We start from the raw sequence: 20,811 nt of genomic DNA, 5'->3' as shown, positions 1-20,811 counted from the left end.
ATCCAGCTGGCGCGCATCTGCGCGGCGGGGAGATCCCTTTCAGCCCAAGGACTTGGGCTGGCTGGATACCGGCTCGAGGCCGGTATGACGGGGAACTGAGGGCGACTGCAGAACCAACGCCGCCAATCGAGCCGCTTCTGCCTACTTCTTCCCAAAAACCTTCCACCGCGTCGGACGGAAGCGCAGTTCCGCGCCAACGGCAACGGCGGCGTTGAGCGGCACCTCGATTTCGAGGTGATAGGGCTCGTGGCCGTTATTGGCGATGTCGATTTCGGCGATACGGGTGCCGGCAAGGCGGCGACAGGTGGTGACCTTGCCGTAAAGCGCGTCCTTCTCATCCGTCAACACCACATCTTCCGGCCGGAAGAACAGCTCGCCCTCGCCCGTGCCGCTCTCATCGATGCCGATGCTTTCGCCCTGGAACAGCACATGGCCATCGCGGATCGTCACCGGCAGGCTGGAGGATTCGCCGATGAAGGAGAAGACGAAGGGGGAGTTGGGTGTATCATAGACATCATCGGCCGTGCCGACCTGTTCGATCTTACCCTGGCTCATGACGACGACGCGGTCGGCCAGTTCCAGTGCTTCTTCCTGATCGTGGGTGACGAAAACGGTGGTGTGGCCGGTGCGATCGTGGAATTCGCGCAGCCAGCGGCGCAGCTCCTTGCGCACCTTGGCATCGAGCGCGCCGAAGGGTTCATCGAGAAGCAGGACCTTCGGCTCGATGGCGACAGCGCGGGCGAGCGCCACGCGCTGGCGTTGGCCGCCGGAAAGCTGGGTTGGATAGCGCTTTTCAAGACCGGAGAGATGCACCATGTCGAGAAGTTCGGATACGCGTTTGCGGATCTCGGCTTTCGGCGGGCGGTTGGCGGAGGGGCGCACCTTGAGGCCGAAGGCGATATTGTCGGCCACCGTCATATGGCGGAACAGCGCATAGTGCTGGAACACGAAACCGACATTGCGCTCCTGCACCGTGCGGTGCGACGCATCCTCATCACCGAAGAAGATTTGACCCTGCGTCGGCTGTTCGAGGCCGGCGATCAGACGCAGCAACGTCGTCTTGCCGGAACCGGAAGGACCGAGCAGCGCGATCAGCTCACCGGAACGAATGTCGAGCGACACGTCGTTCAGCGCCGGAAACCGATCGAACTGCTTGGTGATGCCGGAAACTTTCACTTCCATGAAGATGCCTTTCAATGCTTGCCGGCTGCGTTGCCCGCGCCAAAGCGTATTTCGAGAATGGTTTTGAGAACGAGCGTCACCAGTGCCAGACCGGCAAGCAGCGTCGCCACAGCGAAGGCCGCGCCGATATTGTACTCATTATAGAGTATCTCCACGTGCAGCGGCATGGTGTTGGTCTCACCGCGAATATGGCCTGACACGACGGAAACGGCGCCGAACTCGCCCATGGCGCGGGCGTTGCAGAGCAGCACGCCGTAAAGCAGGCCCCATTTGATATTCGGCAGCGTGACATACCAGAAGGTCTGCCAGCCGGAAGCGCCAAGCGAAATCGCCGCCTCCTCATCGCCGTTGCCCTGATCCTGCATCAGCGGGATCAACTCACGCGCGACGAAGGGAAAGGTGACGAAGATGGTGGCGAGCACGATGCCCGGCACCGCAAACAGGATTTCGATGCCGTAACTCTTGAGCCATGGGCCAAGCACGCTGTGGGCGGAAAACAGGATGACATAGACCAGACCTGAAATAACCGGAGAGATCGAAAATGGCAGGTCGATCAGCGTGATCAGGAACGCCTTGCCCTTGAATTCGAACTTGGCGATCGCCCAGGCGGCGGCAACCCCGAAGACCACGTTGAGCGGCACCGAAATGGCGGCGACAAGCAGTGTGAGGCGAATGGCCGACAGCGCATCAGGCTCGACGATGGCTTCCCAGAAGGCGTCCCCACCTTTGCGGAAGGCTTCGAAGAACACCGAGACAAGCGGCAGCACGAGGAAGGCCGCAAGGAACAGGAAGGCCACGGCCATCAGCGCCAGCCGGGCCGGAAGGCTTTCGCTGGCGGGATCACGGAACGGCCGGGGCGAGGTGCGGGAAGCGGTCTCAGACATAACCGTACCTCTTGCGGCTCCAGGCCTGAATGAGATTGATGAGGAACAGCATGGCAAACGAGATGATCAGCATGATGGTGGCGATGCCGGTCGCGGCCGCATAGTTGAACTCCTCCAGCCTGATGACGATGAGGAGCGGGGCGATTTCCGAGACGTAAGGAATATTGCCGGCGATGAAGATGACCGAGCCATATTCGCCGACGCCGCGCGCGAAGGCGAGCGCAAAACCGGTGAGGATGGCGGGCGTGAGGCTTGGCAGCAGAACGCGGGTGATGGTCTGGAAACGGTTGGCGCCGAGCGTTGCCGCCACCTCCTCCACCTGCCGGTCGATCTCTTCCATGACCGGCTGCACCGTGCGCACCACAAAGGGCAGGCCGATGAAGATCAGCGCGATGACGATGCCGGTCGGCGTGAACGCGATCTTGATACCGAAGGGTTCGAACAGCGAGCCGACCCAGCCGCGATTGGCATAAAGCGTGGTGAGCGCAATACCGGCCACCGCCGTCGGAAGGGCAAAGGGCAGATCGACGATGGCATCCACGAAGCGGCGACCGGGGAAACGATACCGTGTCAGCACCCAGGCGACGATGACGCCGAAAACAGCGTTGACCAGCGCGGCGATGAAGGCGGTGCCGAAGCTGACGCGCAGCGCATTCAGCGTGCGGCTATCGGTGGCAATCGCGATAAAATCTGCAAAACCAAGTTTCGCCGTGGACCAGACAAGGCCGCCGAGCGGAATAAGAATGATGAGAAACAGATAGGTGACGGTGTAACCAAACGTCAGACCGAAGCCGGGTATGACGCTCGACTGCCGCCATTTCCACCTGTTTCCGGATGTATTATTGCTCATCAAGGCTCCGGATAATCTTTGTTTTTGTACATTTCCAGGAGAGGAAACCGGGGTCCACTTTTCCTGGAAATGCCCTCTGGGAGCCGGCGTTCCCCGGCGTTTATTATAAAGTATCGACCGGCACGGCGTCCGGTCGATCAGGCTCTTATTGTCTTGTCCCTGCGGACGGGTGATCGCGTTTCACCCCATCATCCGCTTACTTTGCGGGCTTGTAAATCTGGTCGAAGATGCCGCCATCGCCGAAATGTTCCGGCTGCGCCTTGGCCCAACCACCGAAGATCGGATCATCGATGGTGACGAGCTTGATGTCAGGCAGCTGCTTCAGCAGGTCCTTGGAGACCACGGCGGGGTTGGACGGACGGTAGAAGTGCTTGGCCGCAATATTCTGTCCTTCGTCGGAATAGAGATATTGCAGATAGGCTTCCGCCGCCTTGCGGGTGCCCTTGGCGTCGACATTGGCGTCAACCACGGCAACCGGCGGTTCGGCAAGGATCGAGATCGGCGGCACGACGATATCGAAGGCATCAGCGCCGAATTCCTGACCGGCGAGATAGGCCTCGTTTTCCCAGGCCAGCAGCACGTCGCCGATCTGGCGCTGCGCAAAGGTTACCGTGGAGCCGCGGGCGCCGGTATCGAGAACCGGAGCGCGCTTGTAGAGATCGCCGACATAGGCCTTGATCTTCTCCTGATCGCCCTTGAATTCTTCATTGGCCCAGGCCCAGGCAGCAAGATAATTCCAGCGTGCGCCGCCCGAAGTCTTGGGGTTCGGCGTGACGATCTGGATATCGCCCTTCACCAGATCACCCCAATTATGGATGCCCTTGGGGTTACCCTTGCGCACCAGGAAAACGATGGTCGAGGTGTAAGGCGAGGAATTATGCGGCAGGCGGGTGCGCCAGTCCTTGTTGATCTTGCCGGAATTTTGGACAATGGCGTCGATGTCGCTCTGCAGCGCCAGCGTCACCACATCCGCCTCCAGACCGTCGATGACCGAGCGCGCCTGCTTGCCGGAGCCGCCATGCGACTGCTGGATGGTGACATCCTCACCGGTATCGGCCTTCCACTTCTTGGCGAAGGCCTCGTTGAAATCCTTGTAGAGCTCACGGGTCGGATCGTAGGACACGTTGAGCAGCTTGGTCTGCGCGGCGGCCGAGCCAGCGCCGCCAAGTGCCAGTGAAAGGCCAAGCGCGACAACGCTCAAACCGGACAGAAGCTTGGACATCGGTATTCCCTCCTGATTGCGATGGCTTAACTCTACCGGTTGAGTAGAGTTGGTCAATGAGGCCGAATACGATCGAAAAAGTGTTTCCCGAGAGCGTTTTCCCGGGCAACAAATACAGCGCAGCATAAGCGAAAGGCGCAACAAGCGTCGTGTAAAACTTTGCTGAATGCAAAACCGTTTCACATTTTTGCCGATTTTTTGCCGCGATGGCGAAAAATATTATGGGGTTTTAGACGATTTTTTCGTTTGGGGGACGCAGGAGGGCGACAGCTAAGGGCTCTGCCGCCTGTTTCGTTGTTTGAGCATCCACCACTGCGAAACTCGTGTCACAAGTTGCAGGACCATGTGCCGACAGGCTGGTATCCCTCTCCCCCGGTCATCCTCGGGCTTGACCCGAGGATCCACAACCCAGCCTGACCATGGATCCTCGGGTCAAGCCAGAGGATGACGGTGGAGTTCGTGGGTGGAGGTCGCGGATGGTGTGGTGCTAGGCCGTCAAAAGCTCGGGCACGTCCACCCCCGCCACCGCATCGGCGATGGTGGTGTTGAAAAGGATGTTGCGCGTCGCGTCGGCCACGCGGGCAAAGACGTGGCGGATTTCGCACTGCTTTTCGCCATCGCAATCCTCGCAGCGGCGATAGGCGGTCTGCGACAGGCAAGGCAAGGGGGCAAGCGGCCCGTCGATGAGGCGCAGCACCTCGCCGAAGGTGATGTCTGCGGCCGGGCGCGCCAGAAGATAACCGCCCTGTTTGCCACGCCGGCTTTCGACGAGACGTTCCTTCTTCATTTCGAGAAGGATCTGTTCCAGAAACTTTTTCGGGATGGCCTGTTCACGGGCAATGTCGGAAATCTGCACAGGACAGGCGCCGTCGGCCTTAGCCAGCGAAAGGAGCGCCCTCAGCGCATATTTTGCCTTCTGCGAAATCATTGTAAAACCAGTAGACCACAAGCCCGGAAACCCGGCAATTCCGGCTTAGCGTAGAAGTTGTCACAATTCAAATCCAAGCTGCGAAGAAGGTGAACGGGTATCTTTTGCTCATACCCTGCACACGTGAGGCATTTTTGCTCTGAAGTGCAGCGCACAAAGACTGTCATTTCTGTTCGCAGGGCCGAATTTCCACAATAATCGGCCATGGAAATCCCGGACGTGACAATGACGATCAATTCAGCAAATGCCTTAGCCGATACCGCCTCCCTCGATGTCACGCTTGCCGGGCTCGATCTTGCGGGTCGGCTTTCGTTTATCGCCGGTCTTGGCGGGCGCGCCGTCTTCACCACCAGCCTCGGCATCGAGGATCAGGTCATCACGGCTGCCATCGGCATACATCGCCTGCCGATCGATGTCGTGACGCTGGAGACCGGCCGGCTGTTCAAGGAAACCGTCGATCTCATCGATGAAACCGAAGAGCGTTTCGGCATCGAAATCCGCCGCTTCCGCCCGGAGCAGGACGATATCGACGCCTATGCCGAAAAATACGGCCTGAACGGTTTTTACGAAAGCGTCGAAGCCCGCCACGCCTGCTGTCATGTCAGAAAGCTGATCCCGCTCGGCAAGGCGCTTGATGGCGCCGCCTTCTGGATCACGGGTCTTCGTCGCGGCCAGTCCGGCAATCGCGCCACGACGCCGTTCGCCGAATTTGATGCAGATCGCAATCTCATCAAGATCAATCCTTTGGCGGACTGGGATATCGACCTTATCCGGGCGCATGTCGCCAAGGAAAACATCCCCGTAAACCCGTTGCATCAGCGCGGTTATCCCTCCATCGGCTGTGAGCCGTGTACGCGCGCCATCAAGCCCGGCGAGCCTGAGCGCGCCGGACGATGGTGGTGGGAAAACGACGAGAAGCGCGAATGCGGTCTTCACGTCGCCGGTGCGGAGCAGACATCCGCCATTTCCGCCATCCCGCAACGATAATCATTCAGTACATCTCCCGGAGTTCACAATGTCCAACGCAGTCCACGAGACGGACAGCAAGAATACTGTCGCATCCAAGCCGCCGCTCGATCCCCATCTGAAGGCGCTTGAAAACGAAGCTATTCATATTTTCCGCGAAGTCGCCGCCGAATTCGATAACCCTGTGATGCTCTATTCCATCGGCAAGGATTCGTCCGTGCTGCTGCATCTCGCGCGCAAGGCGTTTTTCCCGGGTCGCATTCCCTTCCCGCTGCTGCACGTCAATACCGGCTGGAAGTTCAAGGAAATGATCGAATTCCGCGACAATATCGTCAAGGAATATGATCTTGACCTGATCTCCCACACCAATCCGCGCGGTGCGGCGGAGAACGTCACGCCTTTCTCGCATGGATCGGCGCTTTACACCGACATCATGAAGACCGAAGCGCTGCGTCAGGCGCTGGATGCCGGCCAGTTCGATGCCGCCTTCGGCGGCGCACGGCGCGACGAAGAGGCGAGCCGCGCCAAGGAGCGCATCTACTCCTTCCGCACGCCCGATCATAAATGGGACCCGCGCAACCAGCGCCCGGAACTGTGGAACATCTATAACGGCATGGTTCGCAAGGGCGAAAGCGTGCGTGCCTTCCCGCTGTCCAACTGGACCGAAGTCGATATCTGGCGTTACATCGAGGCGGAAAACATTCCGCTGGTGCCGCTCTATTACGCCGCCGAGCGCCCCTATATCGAGCGTGACGGCATGATGATCCTTGCCGAAGACGAGCGGCTGGAACTGCTGCCCGGCGAAGAGATCAAGCACGGCTCGATCCGCTTCCGCACGCTCGGCTGCTTCCCGCTGACCGGCGCCATCCGTTCCGAGGCGGCGACGCTTCAGGACGTGATCGCCGAGCTGGAAATCGCCACCGTTTCCGAACGGCAGGGCCGCGCGATTGACCGCGACCAGTCCGGCTCGATGGAGAAAAAGAAGCGCGAGGGGTATTTCTGATGAGTGCCGCCGCCATCAATCCCCCCTCTTCCGCCACCATTCTGCCGTTTGCCGAACATTCGAAGGCAACACGCGATACGCGTCCGCTGCGCCTCATCACCTGCGGCAGCGTGGATGACGGCAAATCGACCCTGATCGGCCGTCTTCTCTGGGACACCAAGGCCGTCAAGGAAGACCAGGCCGCCACCCTGCACCGCGACAGCGGCAAGCAGAACGATCTCGGCCTGCCCGATTTCGCACTGCTGCTGGATGGTTTGCAGGCCGAGCGCGAACAGGGCATCACCATCGATGTTGCCTATCGTTATTTCGCCACCGACCGCCGCGCCTTCATCGTCGCCGACACCCCCGGCCATGAGCAATATACCCGCAATATGGCGACCGGCGCTTCGACAGCCGATCTCGCCGTGCTGCTCGTCGACGCACGCACCGGCATTCTCGAACAGACCCGCCGTCACGCCACCATCGCGGCGCTGATGGGCATCCGGCAATTCGTGCTGGCGATCAACAAGATCGACCTGACGAATTACGACAAGGCCGGTTTCGAACTGATCGCCCACGAATTCCGCGAATTCGCCTCCAATCTCGGCATCAAGCAGATCACCGCCATTCCGATGTCGGCGCTGAAGGGCGAAAATGTCGTGCTATCAGGCAAGGCCTCCATGCCATGGTATGAAGGCCCGACGCTGGTGGAAACGCTGGAGCTTGCCACCGTGCGCTCCGCGCAGTCCGGCGGCTTCCGCCTGCCCGTACAGCGCGTCTCGCGGCCGGGCGAGAGCTTCCGCGGTTATCAGGGTACGGTTGCCGGCGGTTCGGTGAAACCGGGCGACAGCGTCGTGGTTTTGCCCTCTGGCATGGTCGCCAATGTCAAGCAGATCGTCACTTTCGATCTGGTACGCAACGCTGCCGTCGCCGGTGATGCCGTCACCCTCGTGCTTGACCGTCAGGTGGACGTATCGCGCGGCGACATGATCGTTTCCATCGAGGCGCAGCCGCAGACGGGCCTTGCCTTCGATGCGCAGATCGTGGCCTTGCAGCCCGGCGGCATCGAGGCCGGCAAGCGCTACTGGCTGAAAAGCGGCAGCCGCCGCCAGCGCGTCAGCGTGCAGCCAATCAGCCAGCTGAACCTGAAGGAAGGCGAATGGCAGGCGCATGAGACCTCGCTGCCGATGAACGCCATCGGCAAGGTGCGGCTCTCCTTCGACGAGACGGCGATTTTCGATGCCTATGAACAGAACCGGGCGACCGGCTCCTTCATCCTGATCGACCCCGACACCAACAACACGGTTGCAGGCGGCATGATCGCCGGTAAACGCAGCGTTGGTGCGACGGAAGAAAAGGGCGACCGGGTCATTCTCTCGCTGCCCGCCGATCTTGCGGAAAAGCTGCTGGCAAGCGAATTGCTGGCCAGACACCGTGACGAGATCGACATTCGCCGCACCGATGTGGCCGCGGCCTCAAGGCTGATCAGCGATCTGGACTGAGAAAGTTTCCGATGCAAACAAAAAAGGCGACCGCAGTGCGGTCGCCTTTTTCGTTGCGTGCCGTTGGTGTGAGGCGCCGCTTAAAACACGAACATATAAAGCAGAATGATCACGAAGATCGGAACGCCCATAGCCCACAATGCAATACCCTTCAGCATATTATCCTCCATCGTTGTTGTGAATGGATAACGGCTGAAGTGCTTTTGCGTTCCCTTCGGCTGAGCCGACATTGGCTTCCTCGCAGTTGATAACGTCAAAAGCATCAGGTTTGCGAAGGCGGGAAAAATCGAGAAGATGGCTCGCCATGGTACCCCGCCAAATCGGCGCTGGAGCCTGCGCCGTCACCCATCGCGTAGCGACAACCCTATCCTCAGGAAATCCCGTGGAACCGCGTTCAGGCCCGGTTAATGGCCGACACGTCACTCTCTCAACCATGGAACTACGTACTCCAGCACGCGTTGGGGTCCGTTATTGGGAGATGAAGATCATGAAAATTTTGACTGCAGCGATCTGTCTGGTTTCGGTTGGCATCCTGAGCGGCTGTGTTGACGACAGAGGATACCGGAGCGGCGGATATTATACGACTGGCGTGTATTACCGCACCTATGACCGCGATCGCCACTACCGCGACTATGATCGTCGCGACTGGCGCGACCGGAGGGATTGGCGTGATCGTCGCGAATGGCGTGGTGACCACCGCTACCGCTAATGGTCGACTGGATTAGTCCTACTGCCTCTTACCGGCGTCCGGCCGTTGTTTACCTTTCTCATCCTCGCAATGACGAGAATGAGAAACGCTCGTGCAATTGCTAATTGAGGGCACAAGCGGGCGTCGGTACCGAGCAGTCGGCGACTGAACATCAAACGGCCGGGGTCTCAAGCGTCGGTCCGACACGAGACTTTGCATCAGGGATTTTCAGGAAATATCGGGATCGAACCCCCGACCTCCACGTCCGGAACGATGAAGGCTTTGGGAAAACCCAAGATTTCTGGGGTAGGCGCACTCTATTTGTTCTCGCCTGTTCCGCTTCTATCCAAGCGGTCCGCAAATCAGAGATCGAGCAAAGATTGAAATGCTCGTCATACGAGGCTAAGGCTATGAAGCTGCTGTTCGGAAGCTTTGAGGGGGAAGATGTTTGACGGGCGAAAACAATAAGAACAAGGCGATCCGCGCGCTCGTTGAGAGCTGTCTGCGGCGCGTCCCATTCGCTCGATCCGCGTATTCTCGGCTGGATTTGATGCGGGATGAGATCGAGGGTCTTAAAAACTCGGTAGACGATGCCTTCAGGCAAGGCGCAGCCTCAGTGGCGTTACCGCCCGTCCAACCAAGCATGCTTGATGACCAGCGCCGCTTGGTGCCGACGCCGTCCATCATCCTCGATGTTGGCGCTCACCACGGGCATTCTACGATCGAATATCTCGATGCTTTCCCATCTGCCCGCATTTTTGCTTTTGAACCAGACGAAGCCAACAATCGTCAGGCGGCAGAACTATTGCGCCCTTATGGCGATCGTGTCCGCTTGTCACGCTTGGGGCTAGCCGAGCATGCCGGCAAAGCCTCGCTTCACATTAACTCGCATGACGGCACGCATTCTCTACTGCCGATTGGCGACCTGTCGTATTGGCATGGTCAAGCGAGTGAAGTTGAGCAAGTTGACATCGAAACCGCCACTCTGGACAGCCTGGCGGCAAGCAAGGGGTGGGATCGTATTGACATTCTCAAGATGGACATTCAGGGGGCTGAATTGGCCGCCCTGAAAGGTGGGGCAGCCTTGCTGGCTGCCGGAGCTATCGATTTGCTCTGCCTTGAGGTCGAGTTCGAGCACCTTTATGAAGGCCAACCGCTCTTCTGGGACATCGCGACCTACCTCAACTCACTCGGCTATCGCCTGTACCGCGTCTATGATTGGCAATACGGATTGAAGCGATCGAACGAACTGTGCTGGGCCGATGCGATCTTTATCAGCCCTCGCTTGCTGCGCGTTTCGAATGGCGTAGACGGCTGAACTAGTGGGCGACCTGCTGCGTCGATTTCTCGGCCTGCGTCCTGAATAGCGTCTGATCTGAACACCTCGCAGCCAGGTACCGACCGGAGCGCGGAAGTCGTTCGTCTGAAGCGACGATTGACTATATCGTTATCGTCTATGCCGAGGAGAGCGCCCAGAAAACGGCCCGGACGAAAGAGACATGGCCATGCTTGGGCGTGTGAATGAACTCTTTAGGAAATGACAGTCATAGTCCATAACGAGCGCAAGACACCGTTTAATGTCCCGCCTCGCCTTCTCCGCTTCCTGCGCTACTGGCACACCGCCGATACGGCGAAGGACTAGGAAGGGCGCGAAGTCACTCTCCACTATGTCGTGAACTATGCCGCATAGAAGATCGTCAAGCCGCATAAAGCTTTCTGGACGATTCGCGCTGAGGTTTGGACGACATGACGCCGCATGTGTTGCGCCATACGGGGCAACCTGGCTTGCTCAAGCAGGTGTTGAAATCGAACAGGCAACCGCATCTTTGGGGATGACTTCAGAAGAGTTCGATTGGATCTATTCGCACGCCAGCCCTGATTTTCAGACTCAAGCAGCGAACGCTTTCTAAGCGGTCCGTTAGGATGAGATAGAAATTCCTAAACTTTCGGGAAATTTTGAAAAAATTTCGGGATCTTTGTTTAAGCTGGTCGGAGTGAGAGGATTCGAACCTCCGACCCCCACGTCCCGAACGTGGTGCGCTACCAGACTGCGCTACACTCCGTGACCAGCGGCGCTTCTATAGACCAGCCTCCGGCATTCGACAAGCGGCTTATTGCATTTTTTATGACAAGTTTCCTCCCCGCAGTGAGGCAGCCTCGCCAACCGCTTGCGACAAGGGGCGCAGGGCTGAAAAACGTTACAAAAAAGCAATTGTGGCAGGAAATTTTCGTCAAGCCGCTTACCTCCCCTGCCCGCCGCCGCCAAATCTGCTAGGGGAACGGAATGACCGGCGGGATGCCGGACACGGCACAAAGGACATTTCACCATGCTATTTCGCAGCGTAACGCTCGCAGGGCTCGCCATTGCGCTCTCCGCCTGCACGACATCGGAAGGCTCCGTGCCTTCCTTCACCCAGAAGAGCCCCGTGGAAACACGCTGGGTCGGTCAGTCGGCAGGCATTTTCTTCGCAAAATTTGGCCCGCCGCTGAGCGACACGGAATCGGGCAGCTCCACCGTCTATAACTGGCGCGGCGGTTACAAGAAGGCCACAATTCCGGCGAAGTTCGAAGAAGGCAAGGACGGCAAGAAGGGTCGCCAGATTTCGCCCGCCCGCACCGCCTCGCTCTCCTGCACGGTGCAGCTGGTCGTTTCCAGCAATTATACGATCACCTCGGTGCGCACGGTCTCCGACCGCCCCGGCGTCAACGGCCCCAGCTACTGCGCGGAATTCCTCGCCGCAAACTAAGATTTCGGCCCGAAACCGAACGAACGAGGCCCGCCCGCAACGGCGGGCCTTTTCACTTTTTCGGGATTATTGTCATTTTCCTGAAAAAACTTTTGCCTAAAATCACGTGGCTCGTTCCATTGCGCCCCACAGGCACTGGATTGTGGGCCGTTTCGCGATATTTGGCCCAGAGACCGCTTTCAACCGTTTGAAAGACCTGTCTGATCTTCGCATCCATAAAACTGACAATCCGCAAGACCGTAAAAAATGCCGTTGCGACCATATGTCCCGACCAGCCACCTGCAAAAGTGCTTGAACTGGAGTGAAAGAGTCCGGGTTGTGCCGCTTTGCGCTTTGCTATAACGGGGCGGTCGGGAGGAATGTTTTTAACACAAAACAAGAATCAGGTATGGCCGTGACTCCCATCAATCAAGACAAATCCCAGCTCACTGATCTCTCCCAGGACACTTCCCTTTCCCACGCTTTTCCAATGAACCGTCGACAGGTTCTGGGTGGCGCGCTTGCCGGGATTGCCGCAGCCGCACTGCCCTCCTCTCCGCTTCTCGCCAACACGACCGCCAAGAAGGTCGATGTGCTGTTGATCGGCGGCGGCATCATGAGCGCGACGCTCGGTGTGTGGCTGCGCGAACTGGAGCCCACCTGGTCGATGCAGATGCTGGAGCGGCTGGATGGCGTGGCTCTTGAAAGTTCAAACGGCTGGAACAATGCCGGCACCGGCCATTCCGCACTGGCGGAACTCAACTACACGCCGGAAGACGACAACGGCAACATCAAGATCACCCAGGCGATCAACATCAACGAGTCCTTCCAGATCTCCCGGCAGTTCTGGGCCTGGCAGGTGCGCAACGGCGTCTTGAAGAACCCGCGCTCCTTCATCAACCACACGCCGCATATGAGCTTCGTCTGGGGCGATGAGAACATCGCCTATCTGGAAAAGCGCTATCAGGCGCTCAAGGCCAGCCCGCTGTTCGCCGGTATGGAATATTCCAGCGACCCCGAGCAGATCAAGAAGTGGGTGCCGCTGATGATGGAAGGCCGCGATCCCTCCCAGAAGATCGGCGCGACCTGGTCGCCGCTCGGCACCGACATGGAATTCGGCGAAATCACCCGCCAGTTCGTGTCGCATCTGCAGGGTGACCAGAATTTCGACCTGCAGGTCAATAGCGAAGTCTCCGATATTCAGCGCAATGCCGATGGCAGCTGGCGCGTGACCTATGCCAACACCAAGACCGATGCCGAACAGGTGGTGGATGCGAAATTCGTGTTCATCGGCGCCGGCGGCGGCGCGCTGCATCTGCTGCAGATGTCCGGCATTCCGGAAGCCGATGATTATGCCGGCTTCCCGGTGGGCGGCTCGTTCCTCATCAATGAAAACCCCGATGTGACGATGCAGCATCTGGCCAAGGCCTATGGCAAGGCCTCGGTCGGCTCGCCGCCCATGTCGGTGCCGCATCTCGACACCCGCGTGCTGGGTGGCAAGCGCGTCATCCTGTTCGGACCTTTCGCCACCTTCTCTACCAAGTTCCTGAAGGAAGGCTCCTATTTCGATCTCGTCTCCTCCGTCACGACCAGCAACGCCTGGCCGATGGTGCGGGTGGGCATCGATGAATATCCGCTGGTGGAATATCTCGCCGGCCAGCTGATGATGTCGGATGACGACCGTTTTGCCGCGCTGAAGGAATACTTCCCGAATGCCAAGCAGGGCGAATGGCGCCTGTGGCAGGCGGGCCAGCGCGTGCAGATCATCAAGCGCGACGAAGAAAAGGGCGGCGTGCTGCGGCTCGGCACCGAAGTCGTCTCCGCACAGGACGGCAGCATCGCCGGCCTGCTCGGCGCTTCGCCGGGTGCATCGACCGCAGCGCCGATCATGCTCAGCGTCCTGGAAAAGGTGTTCAAGGACAAGGTGGCAACGCCGGAATGGCAGGCCAAGATCCGCCAGATCGTGCCGAGCTACGGCACCAAGCTCAATGACGATCCGGAAAAGGTATGTGAGGAATGGGCTTACACCGCCGAGCACCTGCAACTGCCGGCCCCACCGCAGATCGACCTTGATGCGCTGAAGGGCGCCGGCGCGGCGCCTGCGGGTGAGCCGGTGAAGAAGGTGCCGGATATCGCGCTGTAAGGCATCGTCGCGAGATTTAAGATTGGACGCCGCGTGTCTCTGGATGCGCGGCGTTTTTTGTTGAAAGACAACTATCTCCACACACGAAGTCATCCTCGGGCCTGACCCGAGGATGACGGAGGATAGGATTTCAGGCTCCCCGGCATCTAGTACCATCGAGCGAGTCGATACTGAAATATCTGGTGCCCAAAGCAATTTGGTAGTAATAATTCCTACCAGATCAACGGAGATGACGCATGGCCAACGTTGAAAAGATCAGTGTCTCGATGACACCCCAGCACGTCGAAATCTTGCGTGATGCCGTGGAAAGCGGCGCTTATGCCAGCAGCAGCGAAGTCATACGTGAAGCGATGCGAGACTGGTCTGCAAAATGGCTCCAACGACGCGACGACATCGCCAAGCTGCGCGCGTTGTGGGCTGAGGGCAAAGCCAGCGGCAGTTCAACCGAAGTGGATTTTGACGAGGCGCTGAATGAAGCGCGTGCAGAACTGGCTTCGCTGAAAAATCGTGACCATTAAGCTTGTCTGGACACCCCGCGCACGCAGCGATGTGAAGAAAATCTATCTCGATATTGGCAAATCACAGCCTCTTGCCGCAGAACGATACTTCGCTCGGTTTCGCGCCAAGGCGGAGAGTCTGGTCGACCATCCCCATCTTGGCGAACGCCATCCGGAAATTTTTCCGTCTGCCCGTATGCTCGTCGAAGCACCTTATGTCATTCTCTACGAAACCGTGCCGGATACCGATGACGGCGAAATATATTTTGTGGAAATCATTCGCGTGATCGATGGTCGCCGGGACCTGCGAACATTCTTCTGACTTTGGAATGGATGGCTGGGGCGCCAGGATTCGAACCTGGGAATGCCGGTACCAAAAACCGGTGCCTTACCGCTTGGCGACGCCCCAACAGGGCAGCGAAAGAAAAACGCCGCTGCCTGAACCGCGCCTGATTAGCAAAGCCGGACCGGCGCGGCAATGACCCGGCGACCAATTTTTTCACAAAATCCAAGCTTTTTGGATGCCGTGCCGCAGACGGCATGATAGGGCTTGGCGATTGTGCGGCGGGCGCCGTCTGCACTGGCGGCATGGCATTCATTCAGGAGGTCTTGATGGCGGACCCGGCATTCGATCTCGATTTCAAGCCGGCCTATGGCGAGGCGGTTCCTGTCGCCCCGCTGGTCCAGCGCCTCACCGTCAACAATCCTTCCGCCTTCACCTTCCATGGCACCAATTCCTATATCGTCGGCAACCGCTCCGTCGCCGTCATCGATCCCGGCCCGGAGGATGAGGCGCATTTTCAGGCGCTGATGACGGCGCTTGACGGCCGTGAGGTGACCCATATCTTCGTCAGCCACACCCATCGCGATCACTCACCGCTTGCCCGGGGGCTGAAGCAGGTGACCGGCGCGCTGACGGTGGCGGAAGGTCCGCACCGCGCCGCCCGGCCGCTCTATGCGGGTGAAACCAACCCATTTGCCGAAAGCTCCGATACGGCTTTCGTGCCCGATATCGCGCTTGGCGACGGGCAGAGCCTTTCCGGCGATGGCTGGACATTGACCGCGCTGCATACGCCGGGCCACACCGCCAATCACGCCGCCTTTGCGCTTGATGGCAGCGGCATCGTCTTTTCCGCCGATCATGTGATGGCCTGGGCCACCACCATCGTTGCACCGCCGGATGGGGCGATGAGCGATTACATGACCTCGCTGGAGCGGCTGCTTACCCGCGACGACCGGCTGTTCCTGCCCGGCCATGGCGGGCCGGTCACCGACCCCGCCGCCTTCATGCGGGGCTTACGCGCCCACCGCCGCATGCGGGAAAAGGCGGTTCTGAAGCGTATCCGGGACGGGGACAGGCTGATCGCCGACATGGTGAAGGTGATCTATGCCAGCACCGACAAGCGCCTGCACGGGGCAGCCGCACTTTCCGTGCTGGCGCATATCGAAGACCTGATCGAAAAGGGCGAGGTGCGGACGGATGGTACGCCTTCGCTCTTGGGTGAGTATTTTCCGGCCTGACGGGGGGGCTTTCGAGGATCGTTTAGCCTCATCTCTTGCCGCGTCTTTCGCCGTGGGCGAGCGGGTACTGCTTGTTTCTTCTCCCCGAGGGGGAGAAGGTCGCGGCAGCGGGATGAGGGGGCGAGGGTAGAGGGATTCGGCAACGTTGCCCCCTCATCCGACCCTTCGGGCCACCTTCTCCCCGGCGGGGAGAAGAAAGAGGTGGCGACCTCTCGTCCTCCATCAAGACGACGCGTAGCGTCAACTACACCTCAATTGTCGTTCAACCCCTGCATTTCCGCATCCAGCGCATCAAGATAGGCCTCGGCGATAGCAGCCCCCATGCCGAGATCATGCGGGGCATAACGCGAGGCGACGCGGATATCGACGATGGTGGTTTCCGCCTCTTCCCTGAGGCGGATGAGGATATCAAAACGCAGGCCCCAGATGCGGGTGCGCGTTTCGCCCTGCATCAACACCACGCCGCTGCCATTAAAGAAGGTGGGCTGCGGCGCCTCGGCCGGCCGGGCCGTGGGCACCGGCACGATGGAGGGCAGGTCTTCCACCGGGCCTTCTTCAGCCGGGGGCGTCTTGTCCTGTTCTGGAATGCCGGTGGAGGGCGCTTCTTCCGCGCCGATGACGCCTCTTGTGTGGCTGATGCGGATATTCTGGGCAGCGGCCATCTTCTTGGCGGCGGCATAGATGCGGTCGATCGCGCCTTCATAACGGCGGCCGGCGAGGCTGGCATAGGCAATCGCCTGCGCGTCCCGGTCTTCCTTTGCCACCATGGCGGGCCTTGCCAGCCATTGCTGGTTCGCCACCGGCGTCACCAGCCATTCCGGCACGTCGGTCAGGTCGGTCGAGATGTCGTAAATCTTCGGCTGCTGCCAATAAAGATATGCGCCGTAACCGACCACACCGAGCGGCAGGGCCGACAGGAGAAGAGCGGCAAGCGCCGAAAGTCCGCCGCGCGCGCCCTTTGTCCACAGTCGCTCAAGGCCGATCAGCGCCAGAAGCACCGCCGCCAACGCGATGCCGGCGGCAATTATCAGCAACCCCACGAGGTCAGGCGTCGTCAGTGGTCCAAACCGGTGGACACAGGCGGCAATCAGAAATAGCGCCAGCGCCGCCAGACCGAGATAGCGGGAAAGATAGGCTGCAACCGAAAAAGGCCGGACGAAACGCACAGTCATGGAAGCGGATATCCGTAAGATCGCATTGGCGTAAAAGCGTTGCACCCGAAATCTGGCAAGGGAATCACCTGCATATGATGTCATAGACCGGATTTGCGGCGAGGAAAACAAAGGAGGGAGCCGATCTGCGGGTAAAGCGTGCTCACAACCTCCGAAGACCTCTCTTCCATCATGCCGGACATGATCCACTGCTGTCGGGTTAAATTTCCGGGCAGGTCGCTGTCGCCTTAAAGTCGATGATGAAGGGTGAACATTCACTCGACGTCATCCTCGGCCTTGTGCCGAGGGTCTAACCACGTTGAATAAAATCAATACGTTGGCAGATCCTCGGGACAGGCCCGAGGATGACGTCGGCGCAATTGGCATGACTTTCCTTCCCATCGGACGACGCTGCTCTTCTTTGGTGTCCGGTTAAGGCAAAAATCCGGAAAGCCTATTCGAATGAGAGTCTTGTGCCTCATCCAGAAACTTAAACCGGACAGCAGTGGACGTGGCCCGGGTGCGCAACGCTCCTGCCGAATGCAGACGCTCCCCCGGCCTCCGGCATCGCTCCGGTAGACTAAGCGGCCACAGCAACAGGAAACGGGAATATTTTTCCGCATTGTCGCCGCTTAAGAGAATAATTCCCCGACAATGCAACAAATACGCAAGCTCATCCCTTAATTGCTGAGGAAATCGGCGTATCCTCAGCGACCTCCCTCGAGAATGCGTGTAAAAAGTGCAACATTCTCGTTTTCTTGCACAATAAAGAGACATGTCATGTCACAGGCAACGACGTCCGCCGGCCCCTCCGGGCCTAAACCCTTTTATCGCAATTTCGGCTTTCAGGTTCTGATCGCCATGGTCATCGGCCTGCTGCTCGGGCTCGTTGCGCGCAACATCGGTCCCGATGCCGCCGGCAGCCCGAACGGGCTTTCCGTGACGCTGCAGACCATCGGCAGCATTTTCGTGCAGCTCCTGCGCGCTTTGGTACCGCCGCTGATCTTCACGGCCATCGTCGCCTCCATCGCCAATCTCAAGAACCTTTCCAATGCGGCAAAGCTCGTCTGGCAGACGCTTTTGTGGTTCGCCATCACGGCGCTCATCGCCGTGGTCATCGGCATCGTGCTCGGCCTTGTTATTCAGCCGGGTGTCAACACGGCGATTGCCAATACGGCAGCGGCAGCCCCCTCCTCCACCGGCTCCTGGCTGGACTTCCTCAAGGGTCTCGTTCCCGCCAACGTCTTCGGCCTTGAAGCGTCTACCAAAATCAATAACGGTTCCGGCAGCACCTCGCTGAACTTCAACGTTCTGCAGCTGCTGGTAGTGTCGATTGCCTTTGGTGTTGCAGCGCTGAAAGCCGGCAAGGCGGCAGAGCCGTTCCTTGCCTTCAACCAGTCGCTGCTTGCCATCGTGCGTAAGATCCTCTGGTGGGTCATCCGCCTCACCCCCATCGGCACCATCGGCCTGCTCGGCCGTGCGGTTGACCAATACGGCTGGACGACGCTTTCGCAGCTCGGCTGGTATGCGGCGGCCGTCTATATTGGTCTCGCGCTGGTGCTCTTCGTGGTCTATCCGGCGCTGCTGATCGCCCATGGCCTGAAGCCGTCACGTTTCTTTGCAGGCGCATGGCCGGCCATCCAGCTCGCTTTCGTTTCGCGCTCGTCCATCGGCACGCTGCCCGTCACCGAAACCGTGACGGAAAAGAGCCTCGGCGTGCCGCGCGAATATGCCGCCTTCTCCGTGCCGCTCGGCGCCACCACCAAGATGGACGGCTGCGCCGCCATCTATCCGGCGATTTCGGCGATCTTCATCGCGCAGTTCTTCCAGGTGCCGCTCGGCATTCAGGAATATGTGCTGATCGTCTTCGTTTCGGTGCTGGGTTCGGCTGCAACAGCGGGTCTCACAGGCGCGGTGGTGATGCTGACGCTGACGCTCTCCACGCTTGGGCTGCCACTCGAAGGCGTGGGCCTGCTGCTCGCCATCGACCCGATCCTCGACATGGGCCGCACGGCGGTCAACGTTGCCGGTCAGGCGCTGGTGCCGACCATCGTCGCCAAGCGCGAAGGCATTCTCGATGAGGCCGTCTATAACAATGCCAAGGATATCGACGCACTCGACGACCGGGAAGTGGCGCCGGCCTGATCACGATAATCGTGGGGCGTTTCCGGTGAAAAGGAAACGCCCCACGTGTGCCACTTCCGTTGCTCCATAAGAGTTTGGGATTGACGGCGATGGTTTCGTCGATAGCAATATCGGCACAGACAACAATGCATCTTTCGGCGGGACCTGTGCATGGCGAAACGCAACTGGATTTATGTCGCCCTGCTCGCCTTCCTCTCCCTCGGCCTCTTGATCGACGCCGCCATCTGGCCCGCCGGACCTCCAAGTTCCTTTACCGCAAACGATCTCGTCCAGATGATCGGCATCATCACGCTGTTTGCCTGGTGGCAGATAGAAGATGCCGAAAAGCGGGACATCCGGCGCAGTTCTGCCGCCAAAGTCGCAACCATTCTGCTCGCGCCTGTTGGCCTTGCCATCTATCTTTATCAGACCCGCCGGTGGACACGCGCCACGCTTGGCCTCATCGCCTTCATGGGTGGCATCTTTCTCGCCGCCATCCTCACGCTGTTATTGAGTGACTGGCTCATTCTGCAGGGCTTTTTCCCTCCCTCTTTTCTTCGCGGCCTTTAAACGAAACCAGAGCATTTTGTTTTGCGATCGACGGAGGCGACCAGATCCGCATCTTCTGCCCGCCGTACCTCATTTTCCACCGAGACGGGGTTTTCCCGGCGCAAAAACGGACTTATCAATGGTGGTGACAACAGTCCGCACCGCGCCGGTAAAATCTGCTAAATTCGGCTGGACTGGAACACGCTTTGAGAATGCTTCGAATGTCTGGCAGTTCCGGCAAACATGACCCAGCTCTTACCATTCGCCGCATTCTCAAGGTCAATCACGCCGGTGAATTTGGCGCCATTCGCATCTACGGAGCGCAGATATGGATAGCTCGCTGGTTGTTTCCGGACATCGTGCCCGCTCTGCAGGAAATGCGGGAGGACGAGATTGATCATTGCCGCCTGTTCCGGGAGGCCATGCCAGACAGAAACGCAAAACCTTGTCGCATAATGTCGTTCTGGAGCCTTGGAGGTCTCGTTCTCGGCTTTCTCACCGCACTCGGCGGACGCAACATGGTCTGGATTTGCACCGAAGCCGTTGAGAGCACCGTTCACCGCCATCTGGAAGATCAATTGGCCTTCCTGCAAGCAAGAGATCCCGCGCTTCACCGGCTTATCGCTTCAATTCAGGAACAGGAATTGGCCCATCTGCAGGAAGCCGAGAAAAACCAGACGACACGCGGTTTGGGCCACAAGCTTCTGCTGCCGATTATCGGCTTTCTCACCGATCTGATGATCTGGCTCTCGACATGGGGGGACTCAAGCTGGATGCGCGCGGAAATGGCGAGGTCCGAACACTCTGGACGCTGAGCGCGGTCTGGATGCCGGCCAGGGGCCGGCATGACAGTGCAGAGGGTTCTCGTTGCAAACGCAACTTTCCGCACCAATGCG

General features: G+C 59.1%; 20 protein-coding genes and 2 tRNA genes. 13 read left to right on the top strand and 9 right to left on the bottom strand.

The window, feature by feature from the left end; all coding sequences use genetic code 11:
• Positions 1 to 141: 141 nt before the first annotated feature.
• From QSV77_RS02285 to QSV77_RS02265, 5 genes are all read right to left on the bottom strand, one after another.
• On the bottom strand, positions 142 to 1,182 hold the full coding sequence (locus QSV77_RS02285; RefSeq protein WP_302732392.1) for a sulfate/molybdate ABC transporter ATP-binding protein: 1,041 nt from the start codon (positions 1,180 to 1,182) through the stop codon (positions 142 to 144).
• A gap of 11 nt (positions 1,183 to 1,193) precedes the next feature.
• Complete coding sequence (cysW, locus tag QSV77_RS02280) at positions 1,194 to 2,066, bottom strand: sulfate ABC transporter permease subunit CysW (protein WP_302732391.1); 873 nt, start codon at positions 2,064 to 2,066, stop codon at positions 1,194 to 1,196.
• Positions 2,059 to 2,916 carry a sulfate ABC transporter permease subunit CysT gene (cysT, locus tag QSV77_RS02275; RefSeq protein ID WP_010971172.1) on the bottom strand — a complete coding sequence of 286 codons (858 nt, stop codon included), beginning with the start codon at positions 2,914 to 2,916 and terminating at the stop codon, positions 2,059 to 2,061. The genes cysW and cysT overlap by 8 nt, the downstream gene beginning before the upstream one ends.
• 196 nt (positions 2,917 to 3,112) lie before the next feature.
• The gene (locus QSV77_RS02270; protein WP_142839287.1) at positions 3,113 to 4,138 is read right to left on the bottom strand and encodes a sulfate ABC transporter substrate-binding protein; all 1,026 of its coding nucleotides are present in this window, start codon (positions 4,136 to 4,138) and stop codon (positions 3,113 to 3,115) included.
• Between the two features lie 487 nt (positions 4,139 to 4,625).
• A complete protein-coding gene (locus tag QSV77_RS02265; RefSeq protein WP_003494308.1) occupies positions 4,626 to 5,066 on the bottom strand; it encodes an Rrf2 family transcriptional regulator in 441 nt (146 codons plus the stop codon).
• A 204-nt stretch (positions 5,067 to 5,270) separates the two neighbouring features.
• On the opposite strand from QSV77_RS02265, the gene QSV77_RS02260 reads away from it, so the two are divergent.
• From QSV77_RS02260 to cysN, 3 genes are read left to right on the top strand one after another with little or no spacing between them, the layout of a single operon-like run.
• The gene (locus tag QSV77_RS02260) at positions 5,271 to 6,053 is read left to right on the top strand and encodes a phosphoadenylyl-sulfate reductase (protein ID WP_302732390.1); all 783 of its coding nucleotides are present in this window, start codon (positions 5,271 to 5,273) and stop codon (positions 6,051 to 6,053) included.
• 28 nt (positions 6,054 to 6,081) lie between these two features.
• The gene (gene cysD / locus QSV77_RS02255; RefSeq protein WP_137037238.1) at positions 6,082 to 7,035 is read left to right on the top strand and encodes a sulfate adenylyltransferase subunit CysD; all 954 of its coding nucleotides are present in this window, start codon (positions 6,082 to 6,084) and stop codon (positions 7,033 to 7,035) included.
• A complete protein-coding gene (gene cysN, locus QSV77_RS02250; RefSeq protein ID WP_302732389.1) occupies positions 7,035 to 8,516 on the top strand; it encodes a sulfate adenylyltransferase subunit CysN in 1,482 nt (493 codons plus the stop codon). The genes cysD and cysN overlap by 1 nt, the downstream gene beginning before the upstream one ends.
• A 159-nt stretch (positions 8,517 to 8,675) precedes the next feature.
• On the opposite strand, the gene QSV77_RS02245 is transcribed toward cysN, so the two are convergent.
• Complete coding sequence (locus QSV77_RS02245) at positions 8,676 to 8,822, bottom strand: hypothetical protein (protein WP_302732388.1); 147 nt, start codon at positions 8,820 to 8,822, stop codon at positions 8,676 to 8,678.
• Between the two features lie 181 nt (positions 8,823 to 9,003).
• Here QSV77_RS02245 and QSV77_RS02240 point away from each other — a divergent pair, with 181 nt between their 5' ends.
• Positions 9,004 to 9,225 (top strand): hypothetical protein, encoded by a 222-nt coding sequence (locus QSV77_RS02240; RefSeq protein ID WP_302732387.1) that lies wholly within the window; start codon positions 9,004 to 9,006, stop codon positions 9,223 to 9,225.
• A 427-nt stretch (positions 9,226 to 9,652) separates the two neighbouring features.
• Positions 9,653 to 10,522, top strand: a complete 870-nt coding sequence (locus tag QSV77_RS02235) for an FkbM family methyltransferase (protein ID WP_302732386.1) — start codon at positions 9,653 to 9,655, stop codon at positions 10,520 to 10,522.
• A 668-nt stretch (positions 10,523 to 11,190) separates the two neighbouring features.
• Here the strand turns inward: QSV77_RS02235 and QSV77_RS02230 are convergent.
• Positions 11,191 to 11,267: transfer RNA gene (locus QSV77_RS02230), tRNA-Pro, on the bottom strand.
• Positions 11,268 to 11,531: 264 nt separating this feature from the next.
• Here QSV77_RS02230 and QSV77_RS02225 point away from each other — a divergent pair.
• The 4 genes from QSV77_RS02225 (at position 11,532) to QSV77_RS02210 (ending at position 14,892) form a co-directional block, all read left to right on the top strand.
• The gene (locus tag QSV77_RS02225; protein ID WP_142839282.1) at positions 11,532 to 11,951 is read left to right on the top strand and encodes a hypothetical protein; all 420 of its coding nucleotides are present in this window, start codon (positions 11,532 to 11,534) and stop codon (positions 11,949 to 11,951) included.
• Positions 11,952 to 12,339: 388 nt separating this feature from the next.
• On the top strand, positions 12,340 to 14,073 hold the full coding sequence (gene mqo, locus QSV77_RS02220) for a malate dehydrogenase (quinone) (protein WP_302732385.1): 1,734 nt from the start codon (positions 12,340 to 12,342) through the stop codon (positions 14,071 to 14,073).
• 236 nt (positions 14,074 to 14,309) lie between these two features.
• The gene (locus QSV77_RS02215) at positions 14,310 to 14,591 is read left to right on the top strand and encodes a type II toxin-antitoxin system ParD family antitoxin (protein ID WP_302732384.1); all 282 of its coding nucleotides are present in this window, start codon (positions 14,310 to 14,312) and stop codon (positions 14,589 to 14,591) included.
• Entirely contained in the window at positions 14,581 to 14,892 is a 312-nt protein-coding gene (locus QSV77_RS02210) for a type II toxin-antitoxin system RelE/ParE family toxin (protein WP_302732383.1), read from the top strand. The genes QSV77_RS02215 and QSV77_RS02210 overlap by 11 nt, the downstream gene beginning before the upstream one ends.
• Positions 14,893 to 14,904: 12 nt before the next feature.
• Here QSV77_RS02210 and QSV77_RS02205 read toward each other — a convergent pair.
• A tRNA-Gln gene (locus tag QSV77_RS02205) sits at positions 14,905 to 14,979 on the bottom strand.
• A 203-nt stretch (positions 14,980 to 15,182) separates the two neighbouring features.
• On the opposite strand from QSV77_RS02205, the gene QSV77_RS02200 reads away from it, so the two are divergent.
• Positions 15,183 to 16,091, top strand: coding sequence for an MBL fold metallo-hydrolase (locus QSV77_RS02200; protein WP_302732382.1), 909 nt, complete (start codon positions 15,183 to 15,185; stop codon positions 16,089 to 16,091).
• Positions 16,092 to 16,342: 251 nt separating this feature from the next.
• On the opposite strand, the gene QSV77_RS02195 is transcribed toward QSV77_RS02200, so the two are convergent.
• The gene (locus QSV77_RS02195) at positions 16,343 to 17,263 is read right to left on the bottom strand and encodes a DUF1499 domain-containing protein (RefSeq protein WP_142839259.1); all 921 of its coding nucleotides are present in this window, start codon (positions 17,261 to 17,263) and stop codon (positions 16,343 to 16,345) included.
• Between the two features lie 759 nt (positions 17,264 to 18,022).
• Between QSV77_RS02195 and QSV77_RS02190 the strand changes: the two genes are divergently transcribed.
• From QSV77_RS02190 to QSV77_RS02180, 3 genes are all read left to right on the top strand, one after another.
• Positions 18,023 to 19,387 (top strand): dicarboxylate/amino acid:cation symporter, encoded by a 1,365-nt coding sequence (locus QSV77_RS02190; RefSeq protein WP_302732381.1) that lies wholly within the window; start codon positions 18,023 to 18,025, stop codon positions 19,385 to 19,387.
• A gap of 150 nt (positions 19,388 to 19,537) precedes the next feature.
• Positions 19,538 to 19,936, top strand: a complete 399-nt coding sequence (locus QSV77_RS02185; protein ID WP_302732380.1) for a hypothetical protein — start codon at positions 19,538 to 19,540, stop codon at positions 19,934 to 19,936.
• Between the two features lie 191 nt (positions 19,937 to 20,127).
• Positions 20,128 to 20,730, top strand: a complete 603-nt coding sequence (locus QSV77_RS02180) for a demethoxyubiquinone hydroxylase family protein (protein ID WP_302732379.1) — start codon at positions 20,128 to 20,130, stop codon at positions 20,728 to 20,730.
• Positions 20,731 to 20,811 lie beyond the last annotated feature (81 nt).

This window comes from Agrobacterium sp. V1, assembly GCF_030518355.1.
GTDB classification, from domain to species: Bacteria; Pseudomonadota; Alphaproteobacteria; order Rhizobiales; family Rhizobiaceae; genus Agrobacterium; species Agrobacterium cucumeris.
Note: the sequence above shows the minus strand (reverse complement) of the source record. Positions and strands in the feature narration are given on the sequence as shown.